We start from the raw sequence: 21,143 nt of genomic DNA, 5'->3' as shown, positions 1-21,143 counted from the left end.
ATTTATTCCTTTCATAAAATTCTTATTTATTGGTTTAAACTTGCATTAGTTTCATTTGCAACTAATATTGTATGTCAAGATAGAATGCTGTGAAAATAGTGACCTTCTTTCTCTTATTCTCACAGTGTATTTAAGGATCAGTTTTGTGAACTGCCCAGAGCAAATTTACAGAACAGATGTACAGAACAATGCGAGGCTTAAAATGAAAATAGAACAAATTCATCACGTCGCTTACAGATGCAAAGATGCAAAAGAAACCGTTGAATGGTATGGAAAATACCTCAATATGGATTTCATCCTCGCAATTGCTGAAAACGAAGTCCCTTCCACAAAAGCCCCAGACCCTTACATGCATATCTTCCTTGATGCCGGTAAAGGTTCTATCTTGGCCTTTTTTGAAATACCGAACTCTCCACCCATGGGCAAAGATCCCAATACGCCAGAATGGGTACAACATTTAGCGTTATCAGTAGCAACAATGGATGAAATGCTGACTGTTAAAAGTAAGCTCGAAGCGGATGGTATTGATGTATTAGGGCCAACAGATCATACCCTTTTCAAATCAATATACTTCTTTGATCCAAGTGGTCATCGCATTGAATTGGCTGTCAATACAGCAACACCAGATATGAGCAAAAAGCTCGATGATGTAAAATGGCAAATGCTTGAAGAGTGGTCAAAAACCAAAAAAGCCCCAACGCATGCTGATTGGATGCATCAAAAAGAACTCTCCTCATAAGTTACGGTTAATAAAATGAAACTCGCTACCTATAAAAATGACACCAGAGATGGTGAGCTTGTTGTTGTCAGTCGCGACCTGAAAAAGTGTGTTAAGGCAACAACAATCGCGCCAACGCTACAATTAGCACTGGACGATTGGAACAATATTTCCCCTCAGTTAGACAAGCTCTATCAAGCTCTGAATAATGGTGATCTGACAGATAGTTTTGACTTTGAAGAACCTGCTTGCGCATCCCCTCTTCCTCGCTCTTACCAATGGGCTGACGGTTCTGCTTATGTAAATCACGTTGAGCTTGTTAGAAAAGCAAGAGGCGCCGAATTACCAGGTAGCTTCTGGAATGATCCTTTGATGTATCAAGGTGGCTCTGACAGCTTTATTGGTCCAAGAGACGATATTCCACTTGGTTCAGAAAGTTGGGGTATTGATTTCGAAGCAGAGATTGCTGTCATCACCGACGATATGCCCATGGGCACATCCCCTGAAAAGGCAGAAAATCACATCAAACTTTTGATGCTCGTTAATGATGTCTCTCTGCGCGGGTTAATTCCGGCTGAACTAGCAAAAGGTTTTGGCTTTTTCCAATCCAAACCATCCAGTGCCTTCTCCCCTGTGGCTGTAACACCAAATGAACTTGGCCCTACATGGAAAAACGGCAAGGTTCATTTGCCTCTACTCTCGACGCTAAACGGTAAGCTGTTCGGAAAACCTGAAGCTGGCGAAGATATGACGTTTGATTTTCCAACAATTGTCTCTCACGCGGCAAAAACCCGTCCGCTCGGTGCGGGCACGATTGTCGGATCAGGAACCGTTTCGAATAAGCTTGATGGCGGACCTGGCAAACACATACAAGACGGTGGTGTTGGTTACTCCTGCATTGCAGAAGTCCGTATGATTGAAACAATCAACACAGGTACTCCTCAAACGCCTTTTATGAAGTTTGGCGATACAATCGCAATAGAAATGATGGATAAGGAAGGTAAGTCAATTTTCGGGAAAATTGATCAGAAAATAGTAGAGTATTCTATTCCATAATCAATGGATTATAAAGTTCTAGGTTTAGCTACCTTTAACTCCTTACCATCATTAAAAGACAACAGCTCTGAAGTAAAATTCAGGGCTGTTTTCATATCAAAACACAAGAAAATGTTACATTTCCTTCCCAGCTTCAGTGGTGCGTGGTGCTGCCTCAAGCCCAATTCTATCTGTTTTCTCAAATCATATAGTAGGGTTTGCCTATCAAAGCCTGCTATACTCACATGGAATACAGCAAGTGGTCGTATTTACCACATTTTGCTGCGCTGATCGGCATACCCCTGATTTACAGGGGGTATATACAGCACATGGAATGCAAAATTTTGAAATTTTGTGCTGCAATTGGCTGGTAATTGAACACCAAATTACTTTTTAGGCGCTGGATTATTCCGATTAAGCCTATTTCTTGCGATTGACAACAATCAACAGATCGTGTGCATTCACCACGCCCAGCAGGCCATCATTATTGAGTAACACAGGGAATTTAACATCATGGTATCGATTGATGACCTAAAGGCACAACGCGATGCGTCCTTGGCTGTCACCGCAAAAGGTGCTCCAACAAGAACGTCTAACCAGTTCTTTGGCGTAGGCCCCATTACGGATATGACATCCGACGAAGTTGACGGGCGTCGCCTGCGCTTTCAGTTTGATGCATGGCTTGAAGAAAATTATGCCAAAGTAGATGACCGCGGCAACCGCATCGGCAGCTTTACAACAGCCGAGATCGGCCGCAGCATGCACCGTGGCTATCCGGCCGATAAAGTTCTGCTGGATATGGTTCGCGAAATTCATCGTTACTTTGAATTCCCAAAAAAGAATAAAATGGCTATTGGCCTAGGTGGTGGGCACAGTGGCTTTACCGTTTCCATTCTTCATTTGATGAATGCAAACAACCCGGATCAAAAAATCTATGTCGATACACCAAAACCAGAATCTGCCGAAGGCAAAGCGGGGGGGTTTTTCCGTCAATCCTGGGGTTCCCAGATTATGGAAATGCAGAAGTTCGCTGCAAATGGTGATATAGAACGCATCCACTACTCCGAAGGCGAAGGCGCAATTCCGACTGCAGCCGAGCTAAGTTCTAAGGGCATCAAGCTCTTCGTTGGCGTTGGTCACGAAACAACCGGTGCCACGACCTATAAAGAGTCCGAAATCATCGAACTTTTAAAGTGGATCGATGCGAACCCAACTGAGCACCACGCAATTATTGACAGCACGTCTATGTTGGGTGCTATGCCATGGGCAGAGAATGTTGTTCTAGAGGTTATGGACAAGTGTTGTATGTTCATGCCATTCCAAAAAGCAATTGGTGGTATATCAGGTTATTTCATTGCTTCTTATACACCAGAAGCTTTGACCCTGATGAACCAGAACCAGAAAGATCCTGCATGGGCGATCCCGCGTCAGCTTAAAATTGCTGTTCCTGCGGACCCGAAAGAGCCAATGAGCAGCGAAAAAACCTGGGAACTTGGTCCGGTTTACGATCCTGCTGAACACAAGATGCTTGGTGGTATCATCAATACCTTCTCGACCCTTGCTTTTGCAGAAACAACTTTTGGTCTTCTGCGCGCAGAGAAATCAATTGGCTCTGCACGTGAGCTGAACAAGCGGTCCATCAAAAATCGCCAAACAGCCAACGACTGGATTGCAAGCAACCCAACCCTAGAGCTCGGTGTTACTGATGCAGATAACCGTGGTGCTGCAGTTACCCTGCTCAAGGTTAAAGAAGGCGCTAATACAGATCCTGCAATCCATGCAGACATCATTGCAAAATCCAAACAGATGCTTGGCTACGAAGGCCTAACGCATCCGAATGGCGAGCATGAAGAAGGTCTGGACGTTGCTCGTTACGTCAATGCTTTCCCGGGCACACCTGGTGACTACCGCGCCTGGATTGGTGGTCTACGCCCAGTAGAAGACGTTATTGCTCTTCTGGAAAACCTGGAATACGCCTACCACCGCGCAAAAATTGTCGTGCTAGAAGAACTTCTAGCCAAAGAAGGGGTAACTTTTGAAGCAGCTGTAAACGGTACATCTGGCAAAGTGCGTCAGGATGATCAGAACAAAGCGTACAAAGTACTTGTTGCCGACCTTGTTGGATTGAAATTCGATACAAACGGCAATCCAGACCATTCCGAGGTTCGTGCCTATGTCGAAGCAAAAGGCGGTGTTTTCCACGAAGGCCCGATTGCAGATGATGCGAACCTTGAAACTGGCAAACTTCACTTCTCGTATCAGCCAAACCTAAGTACAGAAGAAGAGCTCCTGCCTCAGACAGATAAAGGCCAATACGACGCAACAATCGTAGCAGCGACATTCCTGCCCAAAGATTCAGTCTTCAAACATGGTGGCGTACGTATCGGTGCGGGAACCGGCAACATGGGCTCTGAATCATGGGGCGGCGGTAATGGTGATGGTGGTGAAGCTGCGCTCATGAACACACCAAGCTTCAACAGCCGTGCAACAGCACAGATGGCGATGAAGGCCCTATTGAAGGTTACACCTGATCTTCCTGTCGAAGAAATGCACAAACTTGTCTGCGCGGGTGATTTTGACACAGGAAAAGACCTGTGCAAATTCCCGACTGAGAAGCTCGAAGGCAAAAAACTTGCAGTGATCGGTTATGGTAATATTGGCCGCGAAGTTGCAAATCTTGGCAAAGCCTTTGGTATGGAAGTGTCCATCTATGCACGGGCCCGTCACAAAGCTTGGATTGAATCAGAAGGTTTCACCTACGCAGAAACACCTGAAGAAGCAGCAAAAGGTGCTGATGTTATCAGCCCACATACTGGTCTGGGTGCTTTTAATGCAGAAACAGGTAAGTTTGCCAATGACAGCCTGGTCAACGAAGGCGTACTCAACGCCCTGAATGATGGCGCAATTGTTGTTAACTACGACCGCGGTGAAGTGATCAACATCGATGCCCTTGATGTTGCCCTTACAAGTGGCAAGGTTGCCTATGCTGCGATTGATGCAGATCTGTTCAAAAATGCAGAAACTGGCGAACTAAGCGGACCAATGGTTCCTTACCTTACGCTTGTTGATCGGCATGCTGACAAGCTAGAGCTTCTGCCTCATGCAGCTGCGGATACCGAGCACGTTTCCCGCGTTCAGGGTGCAAAACAGGCTGTTGATCAGATCTTTGATGCGATCCAATACAAATCTATCATGAACCTGAAAGGCGACCTTCCTGCCGGGTACACTGATGCTGGTGCAACGACAGTTAATGGTGTGGGTAAAGTAACATCCAATGCATTGGCTTCCGTTGCCGCTGAAGACGAAACAGCTGCAGAGCTTCGTAAGCTAACCGAAGACATGGCTGCAATTTGGGGCGCTCTGTCTGTCACAAAAGATGCTTCACGTCGCCAGGAACTTATTGATCGCTATGGCGCTCAACTAACGCTGCAGTCCAACAAGTACATCACGCTTGTTGAACAGCTTGGTCTGAAAGGCCCATACGGCTAAGTTCATAAAATGATCAACTGAAAAAGGTGTCATGTTCATTCATGGCACCTTTTTTATTTGTGCGACAATAATGATCCTAGACAAGCACCGATAGATCTCGGTAATTTAAGTCCATGAAATCTTGGGGTACTATAATTTGTTTAATTTTTAGCTTAAGCGTTCTTTTTACACCGCTTGCACAGGCTGGTGCGCATACGCCTAAGTTAAGCGATCACAATTTAGATAATTCATCTATTCCAAACATATCGCACGTACAGGATTTGACATCAGATATCGATAGCTGCAAAGAGTGTATTGACCATTCCAATGCGGTTATTTGCCTTGATTTGTGCCTATCTATGGCGCCAGCCATACTCGTCGGAAACACACTTAACAATCAACGATCCCGCTCAGATGATGCATATCCTCACCGAGAACAATCTGTCGGGTTGTTCCCAGCGGTAGAGATTTCTCCCCCTATAAATCTGTAAAATCAAACTAAAAACAATCAACTAATACAGACACAATAGGATCATAAAATGAGATCTTTTATTCCTGCGGTAACAATTGCAGCCACGATGTTTATCAACCTTTTGCCAATTCACGCTCATGCTGGTGAAGGTGAAGCCACCTTGTTTAAAAATCCGCAATGCGGTTGCTGTAGTGCTTATGCCGAGCATCTCCGTCAAAGCGGCTACAAGGTTAAAGAAGTACCCACAGAAAAAATGTCCCTTATCAAAAAATCGTATGGCATTACAGATGAAATGTCTTCTTGCCACACAACCTTAATCGACGGTTATGTCATCGAAGGACATGTTCCCATAAATGTCGTTGATAAGTTTTTATCGGAAAAGCCTGATGTAACGGGGATTTTCTTGCCCGGAATGCCAATGGGGTCACCCGGCATGGGAATTGAAAAAGAAGAACCCTTTAGAATTTATTCGTACAATATTAAAGAAAATGATCACTCGATTACTCTCTATACGATCGAATAAAAAAAGAGGGAGCCTCCAAAGGCTCCCTCCTCAAAATTTTTCAAAAACTTTATTTATTCAGCGTTGGGAATAAACAACTGTTCGCCGGATAATTTATAACCCGCAATAGCTTCTTGTCCTTTAGAAGATATGATCCAATTCACGAACGTTTCCGCAGGTTTTACTTTTACATGTGGAAACTTTTCCGGGTTCACAACGATTACACCGTATTGATTGAACAGACGTTTATCGCCCTCAAAAAGGATTTCCATGTTTTGTTTGTTTTTATAGCTGATCCAGGTCGCTCTGTCAGTCAGCGCATATCCTTGCATCGCCACGGCCGTATTCAAAGTTGCGCCCATGCCAGACCCGGTTTCACGATACCAGTCACCTGATGCAGATTTAGGGTTATCTCCGTTGGCTTTCCAAAGTTCTAATTCTCTTTTATTAGTACCACTATCATCACCACGAGAGAGAAAGACTGATTGTTTTGTTTTAATGTTATTCAACGCATCAACGATAGTTTCAGAACCTTTAACTTTAGCTGGATCGCTATCCGGTCCGACAAGAACAAAATCGTTGTACATCACGTCAAAGCGCTTCACACCATACCCATCAGCAACAAATTTCTCTTCAGACGTTTTATGATGCACCATAAGAACATCCGCGTCCCCATTACGGGCAAGCTTAAGGGCGGCCCCTGTACCGACGGCAACAACATGTACGTCAACACCAGTCTGCTTTTTGAAAAGAGGCAGCAAGTAATCAAACAAGCCTGAGTTTTGTGTCGATGTGGTGGAAGCCAACGTAATATTATTCGTTGCTTCATCTGCGTATGAAGCTGGGCCATACCCAACCATTACTAATGCGGCTGCGAAACCAAGTGCACGCATAATAGATCTGTTAAACATTAAATAGTGTCTCCTAAATTTGAACATCGTCTTTTTCTGGGCGGCGTTTCCACCAGATAAGCTGACCATCTAAAAAGGCTTGCGCCAAATCGTTTTGCGGACCAGCAAAAAAATCATCTGCAGAAGACATTTCCTTAATACGTCCCCTGAACATGAAAAGAACATCGGTTGCCAGACGCTTTGCCTGACCAAGATCATGGCAGGTCATAATAACCGTCGTGCCCTCTGCAGAAATTTCGTGGATAAGTTCTTCAATGGAATGTGTTGCCGGCGGATCCAAACTAGCCGTTGGCTCATCCATAAAAAGAACCTCTGGCTTTAACACCCATGCCCGCGCAATTGCCAAACGCTGCTGTTCACCCAGCGAGAGAACGGTCGCAAGTTTATTTGCTACCCGCGTTAATCCCGTTCTCTGGATAACAGCGTTAATCATATCCGGTCGCAGGGATTTTTCTACACCGCGAACGGAAAGCGCATAATCAATATTTGCATAAGCTGAACGCCGTAACATGACCGGTCGTTGAGTAACCATAGCCTGATGATGCTTGGGGTTAGCATCTTTGCCAGACGACCATATCACTTTGCCAGATTTTGGCTTCAACAAACCATGACACAGTCGTAGCAGAAGTGTTTTCCCTGCACCGTTTGGTCCCAAAAGAAGATATCTTTTCCCTTGGTTGAATTCGCTACTGATATTTTTAATCAGTTGCTTCCCACCTGCCTCATACTCAAGGTTTTCAACTTTTAACGGTAAAATCGAAGGATGTTTTGTCATCACTGATGTCGCCTCTTTACCGTTTCTGTAATACTGTAGGCAAAAAGGTTAATTCCAAGAGCGACCGCCAACAATACTAATCCAAGAGCAAGAGCCATAACCAAATCACCCTTTCTTGCTTCCAGGGCAATAGCCGTTGTCATGACACGGGTCAGATGGTCGATATTACCCCCGACGATCATCACAGCGCCAACCTCTGAAATAGCACGTCCAAAACCGGCTAATGCAGCTGTCGTTAAGGAAAATCTGGCATCCCAGACCAAAGCCGTCACCTTGCGATACCAAGGCACATCAAGTGATCTCAGGAGCTCATCATATTCAAGATGGAGCTCTTCAAGCACCTGTCGTGTAATTGCCGTCACGATGGGCACGACCAAGATAACCTGAGCAATGATCATGGCTGTGGGGGTAAACAACAGGCCAAAAACACCAAAGGGACCACTACGGGACAAAAGTAAATAGACAAATAGCCCGACAACGACGGGCGGCAACCCCATAAAAACATTGATAATAATGACTAAAATTTTTCTACCCGGGAATTTGGTCAACGCGAGAACAGCACCAAAAGGCAGCGCAATGAGCAGCGCTATCCCCACTGCAGACAAACTTAATCGCAAAGACAAAAAGACGATCTCAAGCAGCCTGTTATCCAAGGTAATGACAAGCGATATCGCTTTGAAAAATGCCTGCCAAAGATCGTTCATAAAATTCCAAAATATAACAGAAACGGGACGCACATTGAGTTTTACGCCATAAAGCTGTTATGGCAAAATGTTCGGGCACACTACTCAGATACTTTTGCTTTGTATGTATTTATATTTGAAAATCTAAATTTGAAAAACAGATTAAACTTTATGATTTTGTAGAAAATGTCCGATTAAAATCTGATCATAGTTAAAGCGAAAATATTTTTAAGATAACCATATTCAATATCAATCCGACGAAAGGCCGACTGCTCTTGACCTCAGACCTGATCATCGAAACAGATATAGCTGTCGCCTCCTTCTCATTGGATGGAGGTTGTATTATGTCATACGCAATCAAAATGGATCGCGCTTATGATATCTTACGCCCCAATCAACAAGACAACGAAGCTGTCTTTTCACCGCTGAACACAGCGTCCTTTCCTTTAATTCCCTATTCCAACCGTATTAAACAAGGGCAATTCACCTTTGATGGTAAATCATATCAACTGGCGTTAAATTTCGCAGATCATCCCCACTCGATTCATGGAATTTCCTGGCAAAGACATTGGCAGGTTAAAGATCATCAAAAGTCCCAAATAGTGTTGGAATTGAACTATACCGCAAATGCTAAAAAACCCACGGATTGGCCCTTTGATTTTGATGTCGTTCAAACCTTTAATCTAACTGGTACTGACTTAACTCAGCATATTTCTGTCATTAATACCAGTGACCACCCAATGCCTGTTGGTCTTGGGATGCACCCTTATTTCCCGAAACGAAAAGATACCCGTTTAAAAGCAAATACAGAAAACGTCTGGATAACAGATCAAACCTGCCTCCCCACAAAGCTTGTTGAATGTCCCGAACATTGGGATTTAAGGACAAATCCATTGGTCGAAACATTAGAATGCGACAATCAGTTTGAACCATGGGATGGCAAGGCACAGATTCATTGGCCAGAAGACAATGTTTCAGTTGAATTGAACGCCAGTAAAAACCTAAATCGCCTCGTCGTTTACGCCCCAAAAGACGAAAATTTTTTCTGCGTAGAACCAACATCACATATAACGGATGCCCTGAACCCGACATCAAAAGGTATGACGTTAGAAGACACAGGCATTCATGTTCTTGCACCAAAACAAACACTTAAAGGTTGGATCAAATTCAAGATCAATACAGAGTTTTAGTTTATTTTACAGGTAATTATAGGATATAATTTAAGAATAATATCAACCAGCAATGAGTTATGATTTACTAAATTGACATTAGGAATATCATTTTACAAAGCCCGCTTTGTTGCCGCCTCTTTACTTAAACCCCAACCCAACCATTGCATGATCGATCCCTTTTCCAGATCAAGCCAAACCTGTGATAGAGATTACAAGGCGTTTTTCATCATCCTTCATTCATCGGATATAAGTGACTAACTTTTCTATGGATCTGGGATCACCCAGCAACGCCCTACTTCTTTTTTTACCTTACACACCATTTATTGTGGATAAATCTATACACAATAAATAAATCACTCTTATTTATTTATTGACCATCCAGAAATAATTCCCGATAGTTACCATAGAGCAAAATGGAAAATATGTGTTTTCCAAGGTCAGCATATAGCCAAAACAACAAAGGATTCAGAGTTGGATCAACAACGCGATCACGAAAACATTACTGAATTAGATCAACAATTAAAAGGATCTAATCAAAGTAACATGAGAGCTTATAACGAACGCTTGGTACTCTCGCTTGTGCGTCGAAACGGGCAGCTCCCCAAAATGAAACTTGCTCAAATGACGGGGCTATCTGCACAAACAGTATCTGTCATTATGCGTTCACTAGAAGCCGATGGATTACTTATAAAGGGTGAACCAGTACGCGGAAAAGTTGGCCAACCTTCAATCCCCCTTTCTCTTAATCCCGATGGCGTGTTCTTTTTGGGATTAAAAATCGGGCGGCGCAGTTCCGAACTCATCCTTGTTGATTTTTTAGGGCAAGTGAAACAAAAGGTTATTCACCCCTACCCGTTTCCTGAACCTGATGACATTGAAAAATTTGCCCTTAAGTCGATCAAAAAATTTGAGACCGATTTAGGAGAAACCGCATCCAAAATTGCCGGTCTAGGTATTGCTATGCCTTTTGAGCTCTGGAACTGGGCAGAGGCCATTGGCACATCAACCGACAAGATGGAAAACTGGAAAACATATGACATACAGAAGGTACTAAGTCATAGCTGTTCCTACCCTGTTTATTTACAAAATGATGCAACGGCAGCCTGTGGTGCTGAACTCGCTTTTGGAACGAACCAAACCAAACGTGATTTTGCGTACTTCTACATCGGCACCTTTATCGGCGGAGGCCTCGTCATCAATGGTAGCCTATTTATCGGTAAGAACGGGAATGCCGGGGCCTTGGGATCCACGCTGATCAGTGACAAAGCTGGTGAAACCAAACAACTTATTGATGAGGCCTCAATCGTCACCTTTGAAAAACAATTACAAGAGGCTGGTATTGATCCCTCTCCACTTTGGAATACAGAAAATGGCTGGCAAGCTTTAAATCAAACAATCAATCCTTGGATAGAACGTGTCGCAAATGGCTTGGCTCAGGCGATCATTTCAACCACAGCATTGATTGATCAGGAAGCAACAGTAATCGATGGAGCCTTTCCGGAACACGTTCGTAGACACATTGTCACGGCTACTCAAGAAGCCATTAAAAACTATAATCAACAGGGGATCGAACAGCCGGTTATCTGTGAAGGATCACTCGGAACAGTCGCCCGTGCCTTAGGTGGCGCAAGTCTCCCTTTGTTTGATCGCTATCTTGTTGATCAAAATACATCTCTTAATCAATAACCCTATTAAAATTAACGAGAACTCAAAAAATGCAACGCTCAGAAGTCAACGAAATCCTTGCTCAATCAGACAGTTTCATTAAATCCCATGGCTATATCCTGCCCCCCTTTGCCTACTTCAGTCCTCAGGACATGCAAACACGCAAAGAAGAACTAACAGGCATCACAAAGGCCCGTATGGGGTGGGACATTACTGACTACGGTCAGGGAAAGTTTGATGAACTCGGATTATTTCTCTTTACCGTCAGAAACGGATTTGCAGAGGATTTGGAAACTGGCAAAGGCATGCTCTATGCCGAAAAAATTATGATTTCTCGCAAAGATCAAATTTCCCCTATGCACCGCCATAATATCAAAGCAGAAGATATTATTAACCGGGGCGGCGGTGATCTTGTCCTTGAGCTATTCATGTCTGATCCTAACGGTGATATTGATCAAGAAGCCGAAGTAATTGTTCCCTGTGATGGCATCAACAGAAAGCTTAAAGCTGGTGGCCTTTTGAAATTGGCACCGGGCGAGAGTGTTACCCTCCTGCCTGGCGTTTGGCACGCCTTCTGGGGGGAAAGAGCAGATGTTCTCATTGGTGAGGTTTCTACCGTGAATGATGATCTGACTGATAATGTCTTCCAAGCAAAGATAGGACGTTTCTCTCAAATAGAAGAAAACGAAGCTCCTCAACATCTGCTTGTTTCTGATTACGATAAATGGATGAAATAACCCATGATCATTTGTTGTGGCGAAGCCCTAATTGACATGTTGCCGATAGAGATTTCTTCGCAAAAGGAACAAAAAGGAACCGCCTATCAACCTGTTTCGGGGGGCGCAATCTTCAATACCGCTATCGCCCTAGGACGACTAGGCGCGAAAACAGGGTTCTGCGGCGGCATTTCAACTGATCTCTTTGGTGAACAACTTTGCCAATCACTCTCGGAATCAAATGTTGATTACAGTTATGCCTCTCGACAGGAAGCACCAACGACCTTGTCCTTTGTAAAGTTTACAGACGGGCAAGCTAGTTATGCCTTTTATGATGAGAATACAGCGGGAAAGTTATTCCAAGGAAACAACATAAAAGAATTACCTGAGGAACTTGAGGCCTTCCATTTCGGAGCCATTAGCCTCATTCAGGAACCTTGCGGAACATCCATTGAAGAATTGGCTACATCCGCAAAAGATAAATGCGTGCTGTCTTTTGATCCCAATATCAGGACAAGTTTTATCACTGATCCCGATGAGTACCGTCAGCGCATCAAACGTCTGCTCTCAATAAGCGATATTATTAAAGTCTCTGACGAAGATCTATTGTGGTTTTCACCAGAGACAAAACCAGAAGATTTTGCGCAACAACAATTGCGACAAGGCCCATCAATTGTACTTTTTACTGAAGGTTCGCAAGGAGCCACTGCCTATAGTCAAAACTCAACCATAGAACTGGAGAGCAAGAAGGTTCAGGTAAAAGACACCATCGGGGCCGGAGACAGCTTTAATGCTGGTTTTCTCTCAAGCCTCAGTGAACAAGGCATCCTATCAAAATCAAAGTTAAAAGACTTAACAGAGCAGCAGCTATCTATCGCGTTGAATAAAGCCAACAGAGTTGCGGCCTTTACCGTCACACAAAGTGGCGCAGTTCCTCCTTGGGCAGAGGAATTGACAAACATAGATTAAGAGAGCGGATGAGCGCTCTCGTTATCCACAAAGAGTTGGACACGTTCACTGGCAAAATGCGTAATACCAAACTGTATCGCTTTGCCAGTGGCATCCACATCAACACTCTCGGTGATCAGAACGGGCTTATTTTTAGCTTGTTGTAACAATTCCGCTGTTCGTTTACTGGGCATCTGCGCTGTAATTCTTGTGTTTTTACGCGTATAATCGTTTAACCCAAAATGCTTAAAGGCCTCAGTTAAAGATTTTGTTTCCGCAAATACGGTTTCAATTCCCCTAAATCGAAGTGCGGGCAAATAACTTATAGAATAGGCCAGCGGGATACCGTCTGCCTGGCTAACAGATTCAAGCTTAATCACCTTTTCATCCCTAGCAACCATCAACCTTTTTGCAACTTGTTTCGTCGCTTTTTCCTTTTCGCTGCTTAACAAAGTTTTATCCGGTAGGCGATGACGCCCCGACACAATCTGAGAGAAACGAGTTCGACTTCCCAAGGTATAATCCATCAGGTTTTCCTGGACAAAAGTTCCTCGCCCTTGTTCGACGCGCATCACATTATCTTCTGTAAGTGCAGCAATCGCACTGCGCACTGTGTGACGGTTCACACCAAATCTTTTTGCAAGTTCATTTTCTGTCGGCAGTTTATCGCCCGGCTTAAAAACACCCGATGTAATATCCTGAAGTAAAAGACGCCCAATCTGCTTCCAGATTGCTTCACCCTTTTCCCACTCCATCTCACTGTCCTTTAAAGTTCATAAAACTTTCATCAGTCGTCAATTGTCTTCGCTGACGCTACATCCTATAAATCAAAAAGGTATAGACGTCTAGACAAATTTAGCATTTGTCGAAAGGAGATAAAAAGTGACCGATGTTTCGGAACAGCTAGACCAGAGAGATGCGAATAACGAGAGACAGAGATGGTTATCTGTTCTGGCTCGCTGCACGCTGCAAGATTTACAACATCACTGGCAAAAACTGACAAAATCAGAAGCTGATTTAAGCAACCTTCCCTATCGCTTCCTTCGTAAAACAGAAACCGGGCTGGTTATGGTCCGAGGAAGAGCCGGCGGTGACGGGCAACAATTCAATCTGGGTGAAGTATCTGTAACACGCTGTACTGTGTGTCTAGATAGTGACCACATTGGATACGCGTATATCCGAGGCAGAGATCATAAAAAGGCCGAGCTGGTTGCAGTCCTCGACGCCCTTCTCCAGACAAATCGCTGGGCACAAAAAATACGCGATACTTTTGTTACACCGCTGGCATCCGCTCAAGAAAAAGCAAAGCATAATCGCAAATCACAGATTGCAACTTCTAAAGTTGATTTCTTCACGATGGTACGAGGAGAAGACGCGTGATGAACTCTCAAACAAATTCTCTTTCCACGCAAGATATTGGTCAAACAACTCTTCCCGGGTTCGATAATCCTGTTTTTGATGCCACGACAATTTTCAGAACTGTTCTGGATGCGATGTCGCACCCCGGAACGGTTATAGAAACACCGCTCACATGTAAAAGTCCAAGCAAGCTGAACTCATCTGCTGCGTCTGTTCTGCTGGCTCTTGCAGACATGGATACGACAGTTTGGCTTTCTCCAGAAACTGAGTGCTCAAATGTTTCTGATTATTTGAGGTTCCACACCGGGTGTTCGCTAACACAGAATGCGAAGCATTGTGATTTCGCCGTTCTCAATGGCATGGAAGGTCCTGATCAGATTGCTGACTTGCCAATCGGCACAGCCGAAAATCCTGATCGTTCCGCAACGCTTATCATTGCCGTTGATCATTTCAATTCAGAAAAAAAAGCTGTTCTGAGCGGACCTGGTATCAAAACCACAAGCGAACTGTCTCCTTCTCCCCTCAATTCAAAACTTTGGGGATGGATGAAGGATAACAGAAACTACTTCCCTTGCGGCATTGACGTCATTTTTGCCTCTCCCACTCATATTTGCGCCCTTCCCCGTTCTTCAGAAATGGACATTTAAAATGTATGTAGCTGTAAAAGGTGGCGAGAAAGCGATCAAAAACGCCCACCGTCTTCTCGCAGAAAAACGACGCGGTCCAAAAGAAATACCTGAACTATCCATTGCACAGATAAAAGAGCAACTCAGTCTGTCTGTATCTCGTGTCATGGCCGAGGGATCATTGTTTGATGAAGATCTCGCTGCTTTAGCTATCAAGCAGGCACGTGGCGATTTGATAGAAGCGATCTTCTTAGTTCGTGCTTACAGAACAACGTTACCTCGCTTAGCCTATAGCCTTCCAATCAGAACTGACAAGATGAGCGTAGAACGTAGGGTTTCGGCTACCTATAAAGACTTGCCTGGTGGACAAATTCTTGGCCCAACCTTTGATTACACGCATCGTCTTCTTGATTTTGATCTGATGGAAACGACTGAAGACAATCTGTCTGAAGAATCTTCAGAAGATACCGAGAGCCAGAAATCTGAAATCGATATTCATACACCTGAGGTAGTAATGCCAAGGGTTTTGGGCGGTCTTTTAAATAATGAAGGCCTTATTCAGGCGGAAACGCTTCCCGAAAATGAAGAAGAACATCCCGTGGGAGACTTAACCCGCGAACCGCTGGAGTTTCCGGTAGATCGAGATCAAAGGTTACAAAATCTTGCGCGTGGTGACGAAGGTTTTATCCTGTCACTTGGTTACTCAACACAACGCGGATACGCCCGAAACCATGCCTTTGTTGGCGAAATCAGATTAGGAACTGTTTCAATCGAAATCCAACCATCAGAGTTGGGATTTACAATTGATATTGGCGATCTGGAAATAACCGAATGCGAAACAGTTAACCAATTTCAGGGTTCAAAAACAGAACCGCCACAGTTTACACGCGGATATGGTCTGGTTTTTGGACAAAACGAACGTAAAGCCATTTCCATGGCTCTGGTCGATCGTGCTCTACGCGCAAAGGAAATGGGCGAAGAGATTGTCGCCCCGGCCCAAGACGAAGAATTCGTTATGTCCCATAGCGATAACATTCAGGCAACGGGTTTTGTCGAACATATCAAGCTCCCGCATTACGTAGATTTTCAAGCCGAACTGGGACTTGTTCGTCGCATGCGCGAAGAACAACAGAACACCCCCACACAACAGACACAAACACAACAGGCGGCAGAGTAAAACGATGTCTCAAAATACAACAGCATCGTCCTATAATTATGCATATCTGGACGAACAAACTAAACGCATGATCCGCCGGGCGCTTCTGAAAGCTGTGGCCATTCCGGGTTATCAAGTTCCATTCGCCGGTCGAGAAATGCCGATGCCCTATGGGTGGGGAACAGGTGGTGTACAGGTGACAGCAACCGTCATCGGCCCCTCAGACACATTGAAAGTCATTGACCAGGGCAGCGACGATACAACCAATGCTGTCAGTATCAGGCAGTTTTTTGAAAAGACTGCAGATATCAACACGACCGAAAAAACCAAAGACGCAACGGTTATCCAAACCCGGCACAGAATTCCCGAAGAAACGCTAACAGAGGGGCAAATTCTGGTCTATCAGGTGCCAATTCCTGAACCTCTTCGTTTTCTGGAACCCCGAGAAACAGAAACCCGTAAGATGCATGCCTTGGAAGAATACGGTCTTATGCACGTCAAGCTGTATGAAGACATTTCTCGTCATGGCCATATCGCAACGACCTATGCTTATCCGGTAAAGGTAAATGGCCGTTATGTCATGGACCCGTCCCCTACCCCCAAATTCGATAATCCCAAAATGGATAATTGTGCCGCACTTCAACTGTTCGGCGCGGGCCGTGAAAAACGGATTTATGCCATCCCCCCATACACCAAGGTACAAAGCCTTGATTTTGAAGATCACCCCTTTGAAATTCAATCCTGGGATCAAGACTGTGCCCTCTGCGGATCAACAGATAGCTTTTTGGATGAAGTCATTCTGGATGACAAAGGCAACCGCATGTTTGTCTGTTCCGACAGCGATTATTGTCAAAGTCGACAGGATAATTCCATGTCACCGTCAGTGGAACACACTCTATCGCAAGCTTCCCAGATGCAATCCGTAAATTCAGAGGCATCAAAATGACTTCCTCAAATCAAACATTATCACCTGAACAGGCACTCTTAACCGTAAAAGACCTGACCATGATGTATGGCGACCGGATTGGTTGTCAGAACATATCATTTGACCTTCGTCCCGGCGAAGTCCTTGGGATTGTTGGTGAGTCCGGATCAGGAAAATCGACACTTCTCAACTGTATTTCTGCTCAATTGAAACCGACTTTTGGTTCTGTCAGCTATCATACCCGTCATGATGGATCACAAGATCTTTTTGCTGACATGAGTGAGCCTGAACGCCGCTTTCTCATGCGGACGGATTGGGCTTTTGTTCATCAAAACCCTCGTGATGGCCTTAGAATGGGTGTCAGTGCAGGTGCCAACATTGGTGAAAGATTAATGGCTGTTGGCTGGCGTCACTACGGAAATATCCGTCACACAGCGACAGACTGGCTTGGCAAAGTTGAGATATCAACAGAACGTCTGGATGATCTTCCCTCGACCTTTTCCGGTGGCATGCAGCAAAGACTGCAAATTGCCCGTAACCTTGTGACCGCCCCTCGTCTGGTCTTTATGGATGAGCCTACTGGTGGTTTGGATGTTTCGGTACAGGCAAAACTCCTCGATCTGCTCCGTGGCCTTGTGCAGAACCTCGGGCTATCCGTTGTTATCGTCACCCATGATCTCGCCGTCGCACGTTTATTGTCCCACCGCCTCATGGTGATGAAAAACGGACACGTAGTTGAAAGCGGCTTAACGGATCAGGTTCTTGATGATCCGCAAGACCCTTACACACAGCTTCTTGTTTCATCAATATTGCAATCTTAAGGACATGAATATGTCAAAAATGATTAACGTGGAAAATGTCGCAAAACATTTTACTCTCCACAATCAGGCAAGCATGACAATCCCGGTATTCGAAGGTATTTCCTTCTTTTTAAATCAGGGTGAATGCGTTGCGCTAACGGGTGAATCAGGTTCAGGCAAGAGTACTTTTATGCGCATGCTATATGCCAACTACATATGCAACAAAGGAAGTATCCATATCCGCCACAATGATCAGCTGGTTGATATTGTCAAAGCAGATCCTCATCAAATTCTGGATGTACGCAAGCGCACCCTTGGTTATGTCAGCCAGTTTTTGCGTGTTATTCCCAGAGTTCCAACAATTGAAATCGTCGCCGAGCCTCTGATTGCTCTCGGGCAGGAAAAAGATCAGGCCATTACAAAAGCACAAGACATCTTGGCTCGCTTGAGAATACCGGAACGCTTGTGGAGTTTATCACCCCTGACGTTTTCTGGCGGAGAACAACAGCGGGTTAATATTGCTCGTGGGTTTATCGCTGATTACCCGATCCTGTTACTCGATGAACCAACAGCTTCTCTTGATGCCGTCAACAGACAAACCGTTCTGGACCTTATTGAACAGGCGAAAGAAAGAGGCTGCGCTATTTTGGGCATTTTTCACGATCAGGAAGCCAGAGAAGCGGTTTGTTCCAGAACCTTTGATGTCACCCAATTTCAGAGTGTCTAGAGATGAATGAAAAAGTCTTCACGAATGCAAAAGTCGTTCTTGCGAACGAAGTTGTCCATGGATCTTTAAAGATTGCCAATGGCAAGATTGAAGATATTTCAACAAGAAACACATCCATATCCAGTGCGCTGGATCTTGATGGCGATCTCTTGCTACCCGGATTGGTAGAGCTGCACACCGACAATCTTGAAAAACATATGACCCCTCGTCCCAAGACGGAGTGGCCATCTGTCGCTGCGGTTGTCAGTCATGACAGTCAAGTTGCCAGTGCAGGGATTACAACTGTCTTTGACGCCATAGCAGTGGGTGATGTAAACGAAGGAAGCAGCCGGGTTAAACGACTGGAAGAAATGGTCGGTAGTCTGGTTCATGCCAATCGCGAAAACCTGCTTCGTGCTGATCACCTGATACATTTGAGGTGTGAAGTCAGTTACGCCGATATGGCCCCGGCTTTGGATAAGCTGTCTAAAAATAATCTGGTTCGCATGCTATCCGTTATGGATCATACCCCCGGCCAAAGACAGTTTGTCTCTCTTGATGCCTACTACATTTATTATCAGGGAAAATACGGCCTGAGTGATGGAGAAATGGAGAAATTCATTTCTGAAAGACGACTTGATCAAGAAAGATACAGCCAAAAAAACCGCAAACATGTTGTCGGCACAGCACATGACAAAGGCTTTGCCCTTGCCAGTCATGACGATGCAACAGAAACACACGTGGAAGAAGCTGTCTCTGATGGCATGACTGTTGCTGAATTTCCGACCACGCTTGAAGCCGCCAGAAGTTCTCATAATTCCGGCTTAGCCGTTATGATGGGCGGGCCGAATGTAGTCCGGGGGAAATCCCATTCAGGCAATATCTCCGCAGGTGAGCTGGCTAAAGAAGGATATCTGGATATTATTTCCAGTGATTACATCCCCCATAGCCTGCTACATGCCGCGATGTTGCTCTATGAAGATTTTGACGCCTACGATCTGCCAAAATCAATTCAAACAGTGACAAAGACACCAGCAGAACGCGTTGGTTTAACTGACCGGGGCGAGATTGCCTTGGGAAAACGCGCGGATCTTATTCATGTCCACCACTCGCACCACCACCCTGTTGTCCGGGGAGTATGGCGCGAAGGAAACAGGGTTTCTTAAAAATGGAAACAGGTTGGCTTTATTTAGTCGTTGGGGCAAGTGGCGCAGGCAAAGACACTTTGCTTGATGCTGCTCGTCAACGCTTTGGCAATACAAAAAGCGTTATTTTTCCAAGACGATCAATCACCCGCCCCACAAATGCTGGCGGGGAAAATCATCTGGGCCTTTCAGTAGAGGAATTCACCCGAAAAAAACGGGCGGGTATCTTTGCGCTTTCATGGGATGCACATGACTTAAAGTATGGCATTCCCAGATCTATCAATGATGAATTAGCAGAAGGGAAATGTGTTGTTATTAATGTATCTCGAAGCGTTTTAAACGAAGCACGTAACGAATACCCGAACCTAAGAATTATCTCAATCACAGTCGACCCCGATATTCTTTCGCAACGATTACACGCCCGTGGACGGGAAAGTGAAGATGATATTCAAAGAAGGCTTGATCGTGCCAAATCCTATCGCGTACGGGGAGATGATGTCATTGAGATTGATAACAGCGGTTCACTTGAAGACGCGATTACAAATTTTGTTATGGCGATCGAAAATCCTTATTTGCAGACCACCCACCCTTACCGGTATAGTGAATCGCCAACGCTACGAAGTTAGGTAAAATCAGTCGCCAGCTGAAAATTGGTAACGGGAGATTTCTTCAAATTTCCCGCCTTTTCCCGGGTCGCCAAACAGAGCGATCTCATCAATAAAAAATGGCTCCTCACACAAGTTTTCGCAATGCTTTTCAAGTAGAGCCTGATATTTAATTAAGTCCATTCCATCAAGTTTATCACTCAACGTCAGATGGAACCGAAACTCTTCCATCACAAAAGGGTATCCCCACCGAAGAAGCAGTTCTTCCTGAACAGACGTAAGGCCAGCCTGTCGTCTGCGATCTAGTTCTTGCTTACTGGGTGCTAATCTAAAATTATCAAAAGTTCTGATGCATTGCTCTGCAAGACCTGGAATATGATTCTCAGGATCATCAGGGACAAGCGCAAGAAATTTGCCAATAGATCTTATAGAAAGAGGTCCACAGATAATCGGACGAGCTTTTGTTGCAAAGGATCTTAACGATTGATCTAACGACTCTAAACTACGGTTTTTCCGCAATTTAAAGGGTGACCTTAATGTTCCATGAAAAGCATATCGCCCCGCTCCTCGCGTCACATGTTCAATTTCTTGAGCAGCCATCCCCTCAACGTTTGGCCTTTGAATAGCTTCATTAGAAACAGGATTATAACCAAACCAGGAATTACCAAATTGCCCCAGTTTACTGTTTAATCGCGGCGCATAATAAATTGCATAGCGTTCATGAACCATGACTTATCCTACAATTCTAGTCCTATA

22 protein-coding genes are annotated in these 21,143 nt (G+C 44.6%); 17 read left to right on the top strand and 5 right to left on the bottom strand.

The window, feature by feature from the left end:
* Positions 1-202 precede the first annotated feature (202 nt).
* From Q0241_RS20830 to Q0241_RS20810, 5 genes are all read left to right on the top strand, one after another.
* Positions 203-739 (top strand): VOC family protein, encoded by a 537-nt coding sequence (locus Q0241_RS20830; protein ID WP_299381008.1) that lies wholly within the window; start codon positions 203-205, stop codon positions 737-739.
* A 15-nt stretch (positions 740-754) separates the two neighbouring features.
* The gene (locus Q0241_RS20825) at positions 755-1,774 is read left to right on the top strand and encodes a fumarylacetoacetate hydrolase family protein (protein WP_299381007.1); all 1,020 of its coding nucleotides are present in this window, start codon (positions 755-757) and stop codon (positions 1,772-1,774) included.
* A 492-nt stretch (positions 1,775-2,266) separates the two neighbouring features.
* Positions 2,267-5,242 carry an NAD(P)-dependent oxidoreductase gene (locus Q0241_RS20820; RefSeq protein ID WP_299381006.1) on the top strand — a complete coding sequence of 992 codons (2,976 nt, stop codon included), beginning with the start codon at positions 2,267-2,269 and terminating at the stop codon, positions 5,240-5,242.
* Positions 5,243-5,355: 113 nt separating this feature from the next.
* Complete coding sequence (locus Q0241_RS20815; RefSeq protein ID WP_299381005.1) at positions 5,356-5,712, top strand: hypothetical protein; 357 nt, start codon at positions 5,356-5,358, stop codon at positions 5,710-5,712.
* A 48-nt stretch (positions 5,713-5,760) separates the two neighbouring features.
* Complete coding sequence (locus Q0241_RS20810) at positions 5,761-6,216, top strand: DUF411 domain-containing protein (protein WP_299381004.1); 456 nt, start codon at positions 5,761-5,763, stop codon at positions 6,214-6,216.
* A gap of 53 nt (positions 6,217-6,269) precedes the next feature.
* Here Q0241_RS20810 and Q0241_RS20805 read toward each other — a convergent pair whose 3' ends face one another.
* From Q0241_RS20805 to Q0241_RS20795, 3 genes are read right to left on the bottom strand one after another with little or no spacing between them, the layout of a single operon-like run.
* Positions 6,270-7,106, bottom strand: a complete 837-nt coding sequence (locus Q0241_RS20805) for a substrate-binding domain-containing protein (protein WP_299381003.1) — start codon at positions 7,104-7,106, stop codon at positions 6,270-6,272.
* 13 nt (positions 7,107-7,119) lie between these two features.
* Positions 7,120-7,881, bottom strand: a complete 762-nt coding sequence (locus Q0241_RS20800; protein WP_299381002.1) for an ATP-binding cassette domain-containing protein — start codon at positions 7,879-7,881, stop codon at positions 7,120-7,122.
* Positions 7,881-8,585 carry an ABC transporter permease gene (locus tag Q0241_RS20795; protein WP_299381001.1) on the bottom strand — a complete coding sequence of 235 codons (705 nt, stop codon included), beginning with the start codon at positions 8,583-8,585 and terminating at the stop codon, positions 7,881-7,883. Before Q0241_RS20795 ends, Q0241_RS20800 begins: the two co-directional genes overlap by 1 nt.
* Positions 8,586-8,839: 254 nt before the next feature.
* On the opposite strand from Q0241_RS20795, the gene Q0241_RS20790 reads away from it, so the two are divergent.
* The 4 genes from Q0241_RS20790 (at position 8,840) to Q0241_RS20775 (ending at position 13,086) form a co-directional block, all read left to right on the top strand.
* Positions 8,840-9,754: an aldose 1-epimerase gene (locus Q0241_RS20790; RefSeq protein ID WP_299381000.1), complete on the top strand. Its 915-nt coding sequence runs from the start codon at positions 8,840-8,842 to the stop codon at positions 9,752-9,754.
* A 453-nt stretch (positions 9,755-10,207) separates the two neighbouring features.
* Complete coding sequence (locus Q0241_RS20785) at positions 10,208-11,422, top strand: ROK family transcriptional regulator (RefSeq protein ID WP_299380999.1); 1,215 nt, start codon at positions 10,208-10,210, stop codon at positions 11,420-11,422.
* Between the two features lie 29 nt (positions 11,423-11,451).
* Entirely contained in the window at positions 11,452-12,138 is a 687-nt protein-coding gene (locus Q0241_RS20780) for a D-lyxose/D-mannose family sugar isomerase (protein ID WP_299380998.1), read from the top strand.
* A 3-nt stretch (positions 12,139-12,141) separates the two neighbouring features.
* Positions 12,142-13,086, top strand: a complete 945-nt coding sequence (locus Q0241_RS20775) for a carbohydrate kinase (RefSeq protein ID WP_299380997.1) — start codon at positions 12,142-12,144, stop codon at positions 13,084-13,086.
* On the opposite strand, the gene phnF is transcribed toward Q0241_RS20775, so the two are convergent.
* Complete coding sequence (phnF, locus tag Q0241_RS20770; RefSeq protein ID WP_299380996.1) at positions 13,083-13,820, bottom strand: phosphonate metabolism transcriptional regulator PhnF; 738 nt, start codon at positions 13,818-13,820, stop codon at positions 13,083-13,085. The two genes, Q0241_RS20775 and phnF, sit on opposite strands and share 4 nt — an antisense overlap.
* Positions 13,821-13,947: 127 nt before the next feature.
* On the opposite strand from phnF, the gene phnG reads away from it, so the two are divergent.
* The 8 genes from phnG to phnN are packed head-to-tail and all read left to right on the top strand — an operon-like array spanning position 13,948 to position 20,408.
* Positions 13,948-14,445, top strand: a complete 498-nt coding sequence (gene phnG / locus Q0241_RS20765; protein WP_299380995.1) for a phosphonate C-P lyase system protein PhnG — start codon at positions 13,948-13,950, stop codon at positions 14,443-14,445.
* Complete coding sequence (phnH, locus tag Q0241_RS20760) at positions 14,445-15,071, top strand: phosphonate C-P lyase system protein PhnH (protein WP_299380994.1); 627 nt, start codon at positions 14,445-14,447, stop codon at positions 15,069-15,071. The genes phnG and phnH overlap by 1 nt, the downstream gene beginning before the upstream one ends.
* A 1-nt stretch (position 15,072) precedes the next feature.
* On the top strand, positions 15,073-16,227 hold the full coding sequence (locus tag Q0241_RS20755; protein WP_299380993.1) for a carbon-phosphorus lyase complex subunit PhnI: 1,155 nt from the start codon (positions 15,073-15,075) through the stop codon (positions 16,225-16,227).
* Between the two features lie 4 nt (positions 16,228-16,231).
* Positions 16,232-17,152: an alpha-D-ribose 1-methylphosphonate 5-phosphate C-P-lyase PhnJ gene (locus Q0241_RS20750; protein WP_299380992.1), complete on the top strand. Its 921-nt coding sequence runs from the start codon at positions 16,232-16,234 to the stop codon at positions 17,150-17,152.
* Positions 17,149-17,952, top strand: a complete 804-nt coding sequence (phnK, locus tag Q0241_RS20745; protein WP_299380991.1) for a phosphonate C-P lyase system protein PhnK — start codon at positions 17,149-17,151, stop codon at positions 17,950-17,952. Before Q0241_RS20750 ends, phnK begins: the two co-directional genes overlap by 4 nt.
* A gap of 10 nt (positions 17,953-17,962) precedes the next feature.
* Positions 17,963-18,658 (top strand): phosphonate C-P lyase system protein PhnL, encoded by a 696-nt coding sequence (gene phnL / locus Q0241_RS20740; protein ID WP_299380990.1) that lies wholly within the window; start codon positions 17,963-17,965, stop codon positions 18,656-18,658.
* Positions 18,659-18,660: 2 nt separating this feature from the next.
* A complete protein-coding gene (locus tag Q0241_RS20735; protein ID WP_299380989.1) occupies positions 18,661-19,803 on the top strand; it encodes an alpha-D-ribose 1-methylphosphonate 5-triphosphate diphosphatase in 1,143 nt (380 codons plus the stop codon).
* A 2-nt stretch (positions 19,804-19,805) separates the two neighbouring features.
* A complete protein-coding gene (gene phnN / locus Q0241_RS20730) occupies positions 19,806-20,408 on the top strand; it encodes a phosphonate metabolism protein/1,5-bisphosphokinase (PRPP-forming) PhnN (RefSeq protein WP_299380988.1) in 603 nt (200 codons plus the stop codon).
* A gap of 6 nt (positions 20,409-20,414) precedes the next feature.
* Here phnN and Q0241_RS20725 read toward each other — a convergent pair whose 3' ends face one another.
* On the bottom strand, positions 20,415-21,116 hold the full coding sequence (locus Q0241_RS20725; RefSeq protein ID WP_299380987.1) for a DUF1045 domain-containing protein: 702 nt from the start codon (positions 21,114-21,116) through the stop codon (positions 20,415-20,417).
* Positions 21,117-21,143 lie beyond the last annotated feature (27 nt).

This window comes from uncultured Kiloniella sp., assembly GCF_937128705.1.
In the GTDB taxonomy this organism is placed as follows: Bacteria; Pseudomonadota; Alphaproteobacteria; order Kiloniellales; family Kiloniellaceae; genus Kiloniella.
Note: the sequence above shows the minus strand (reverse complement) of the source record. Positions and strands in the feature narration are given on the sequence as shown.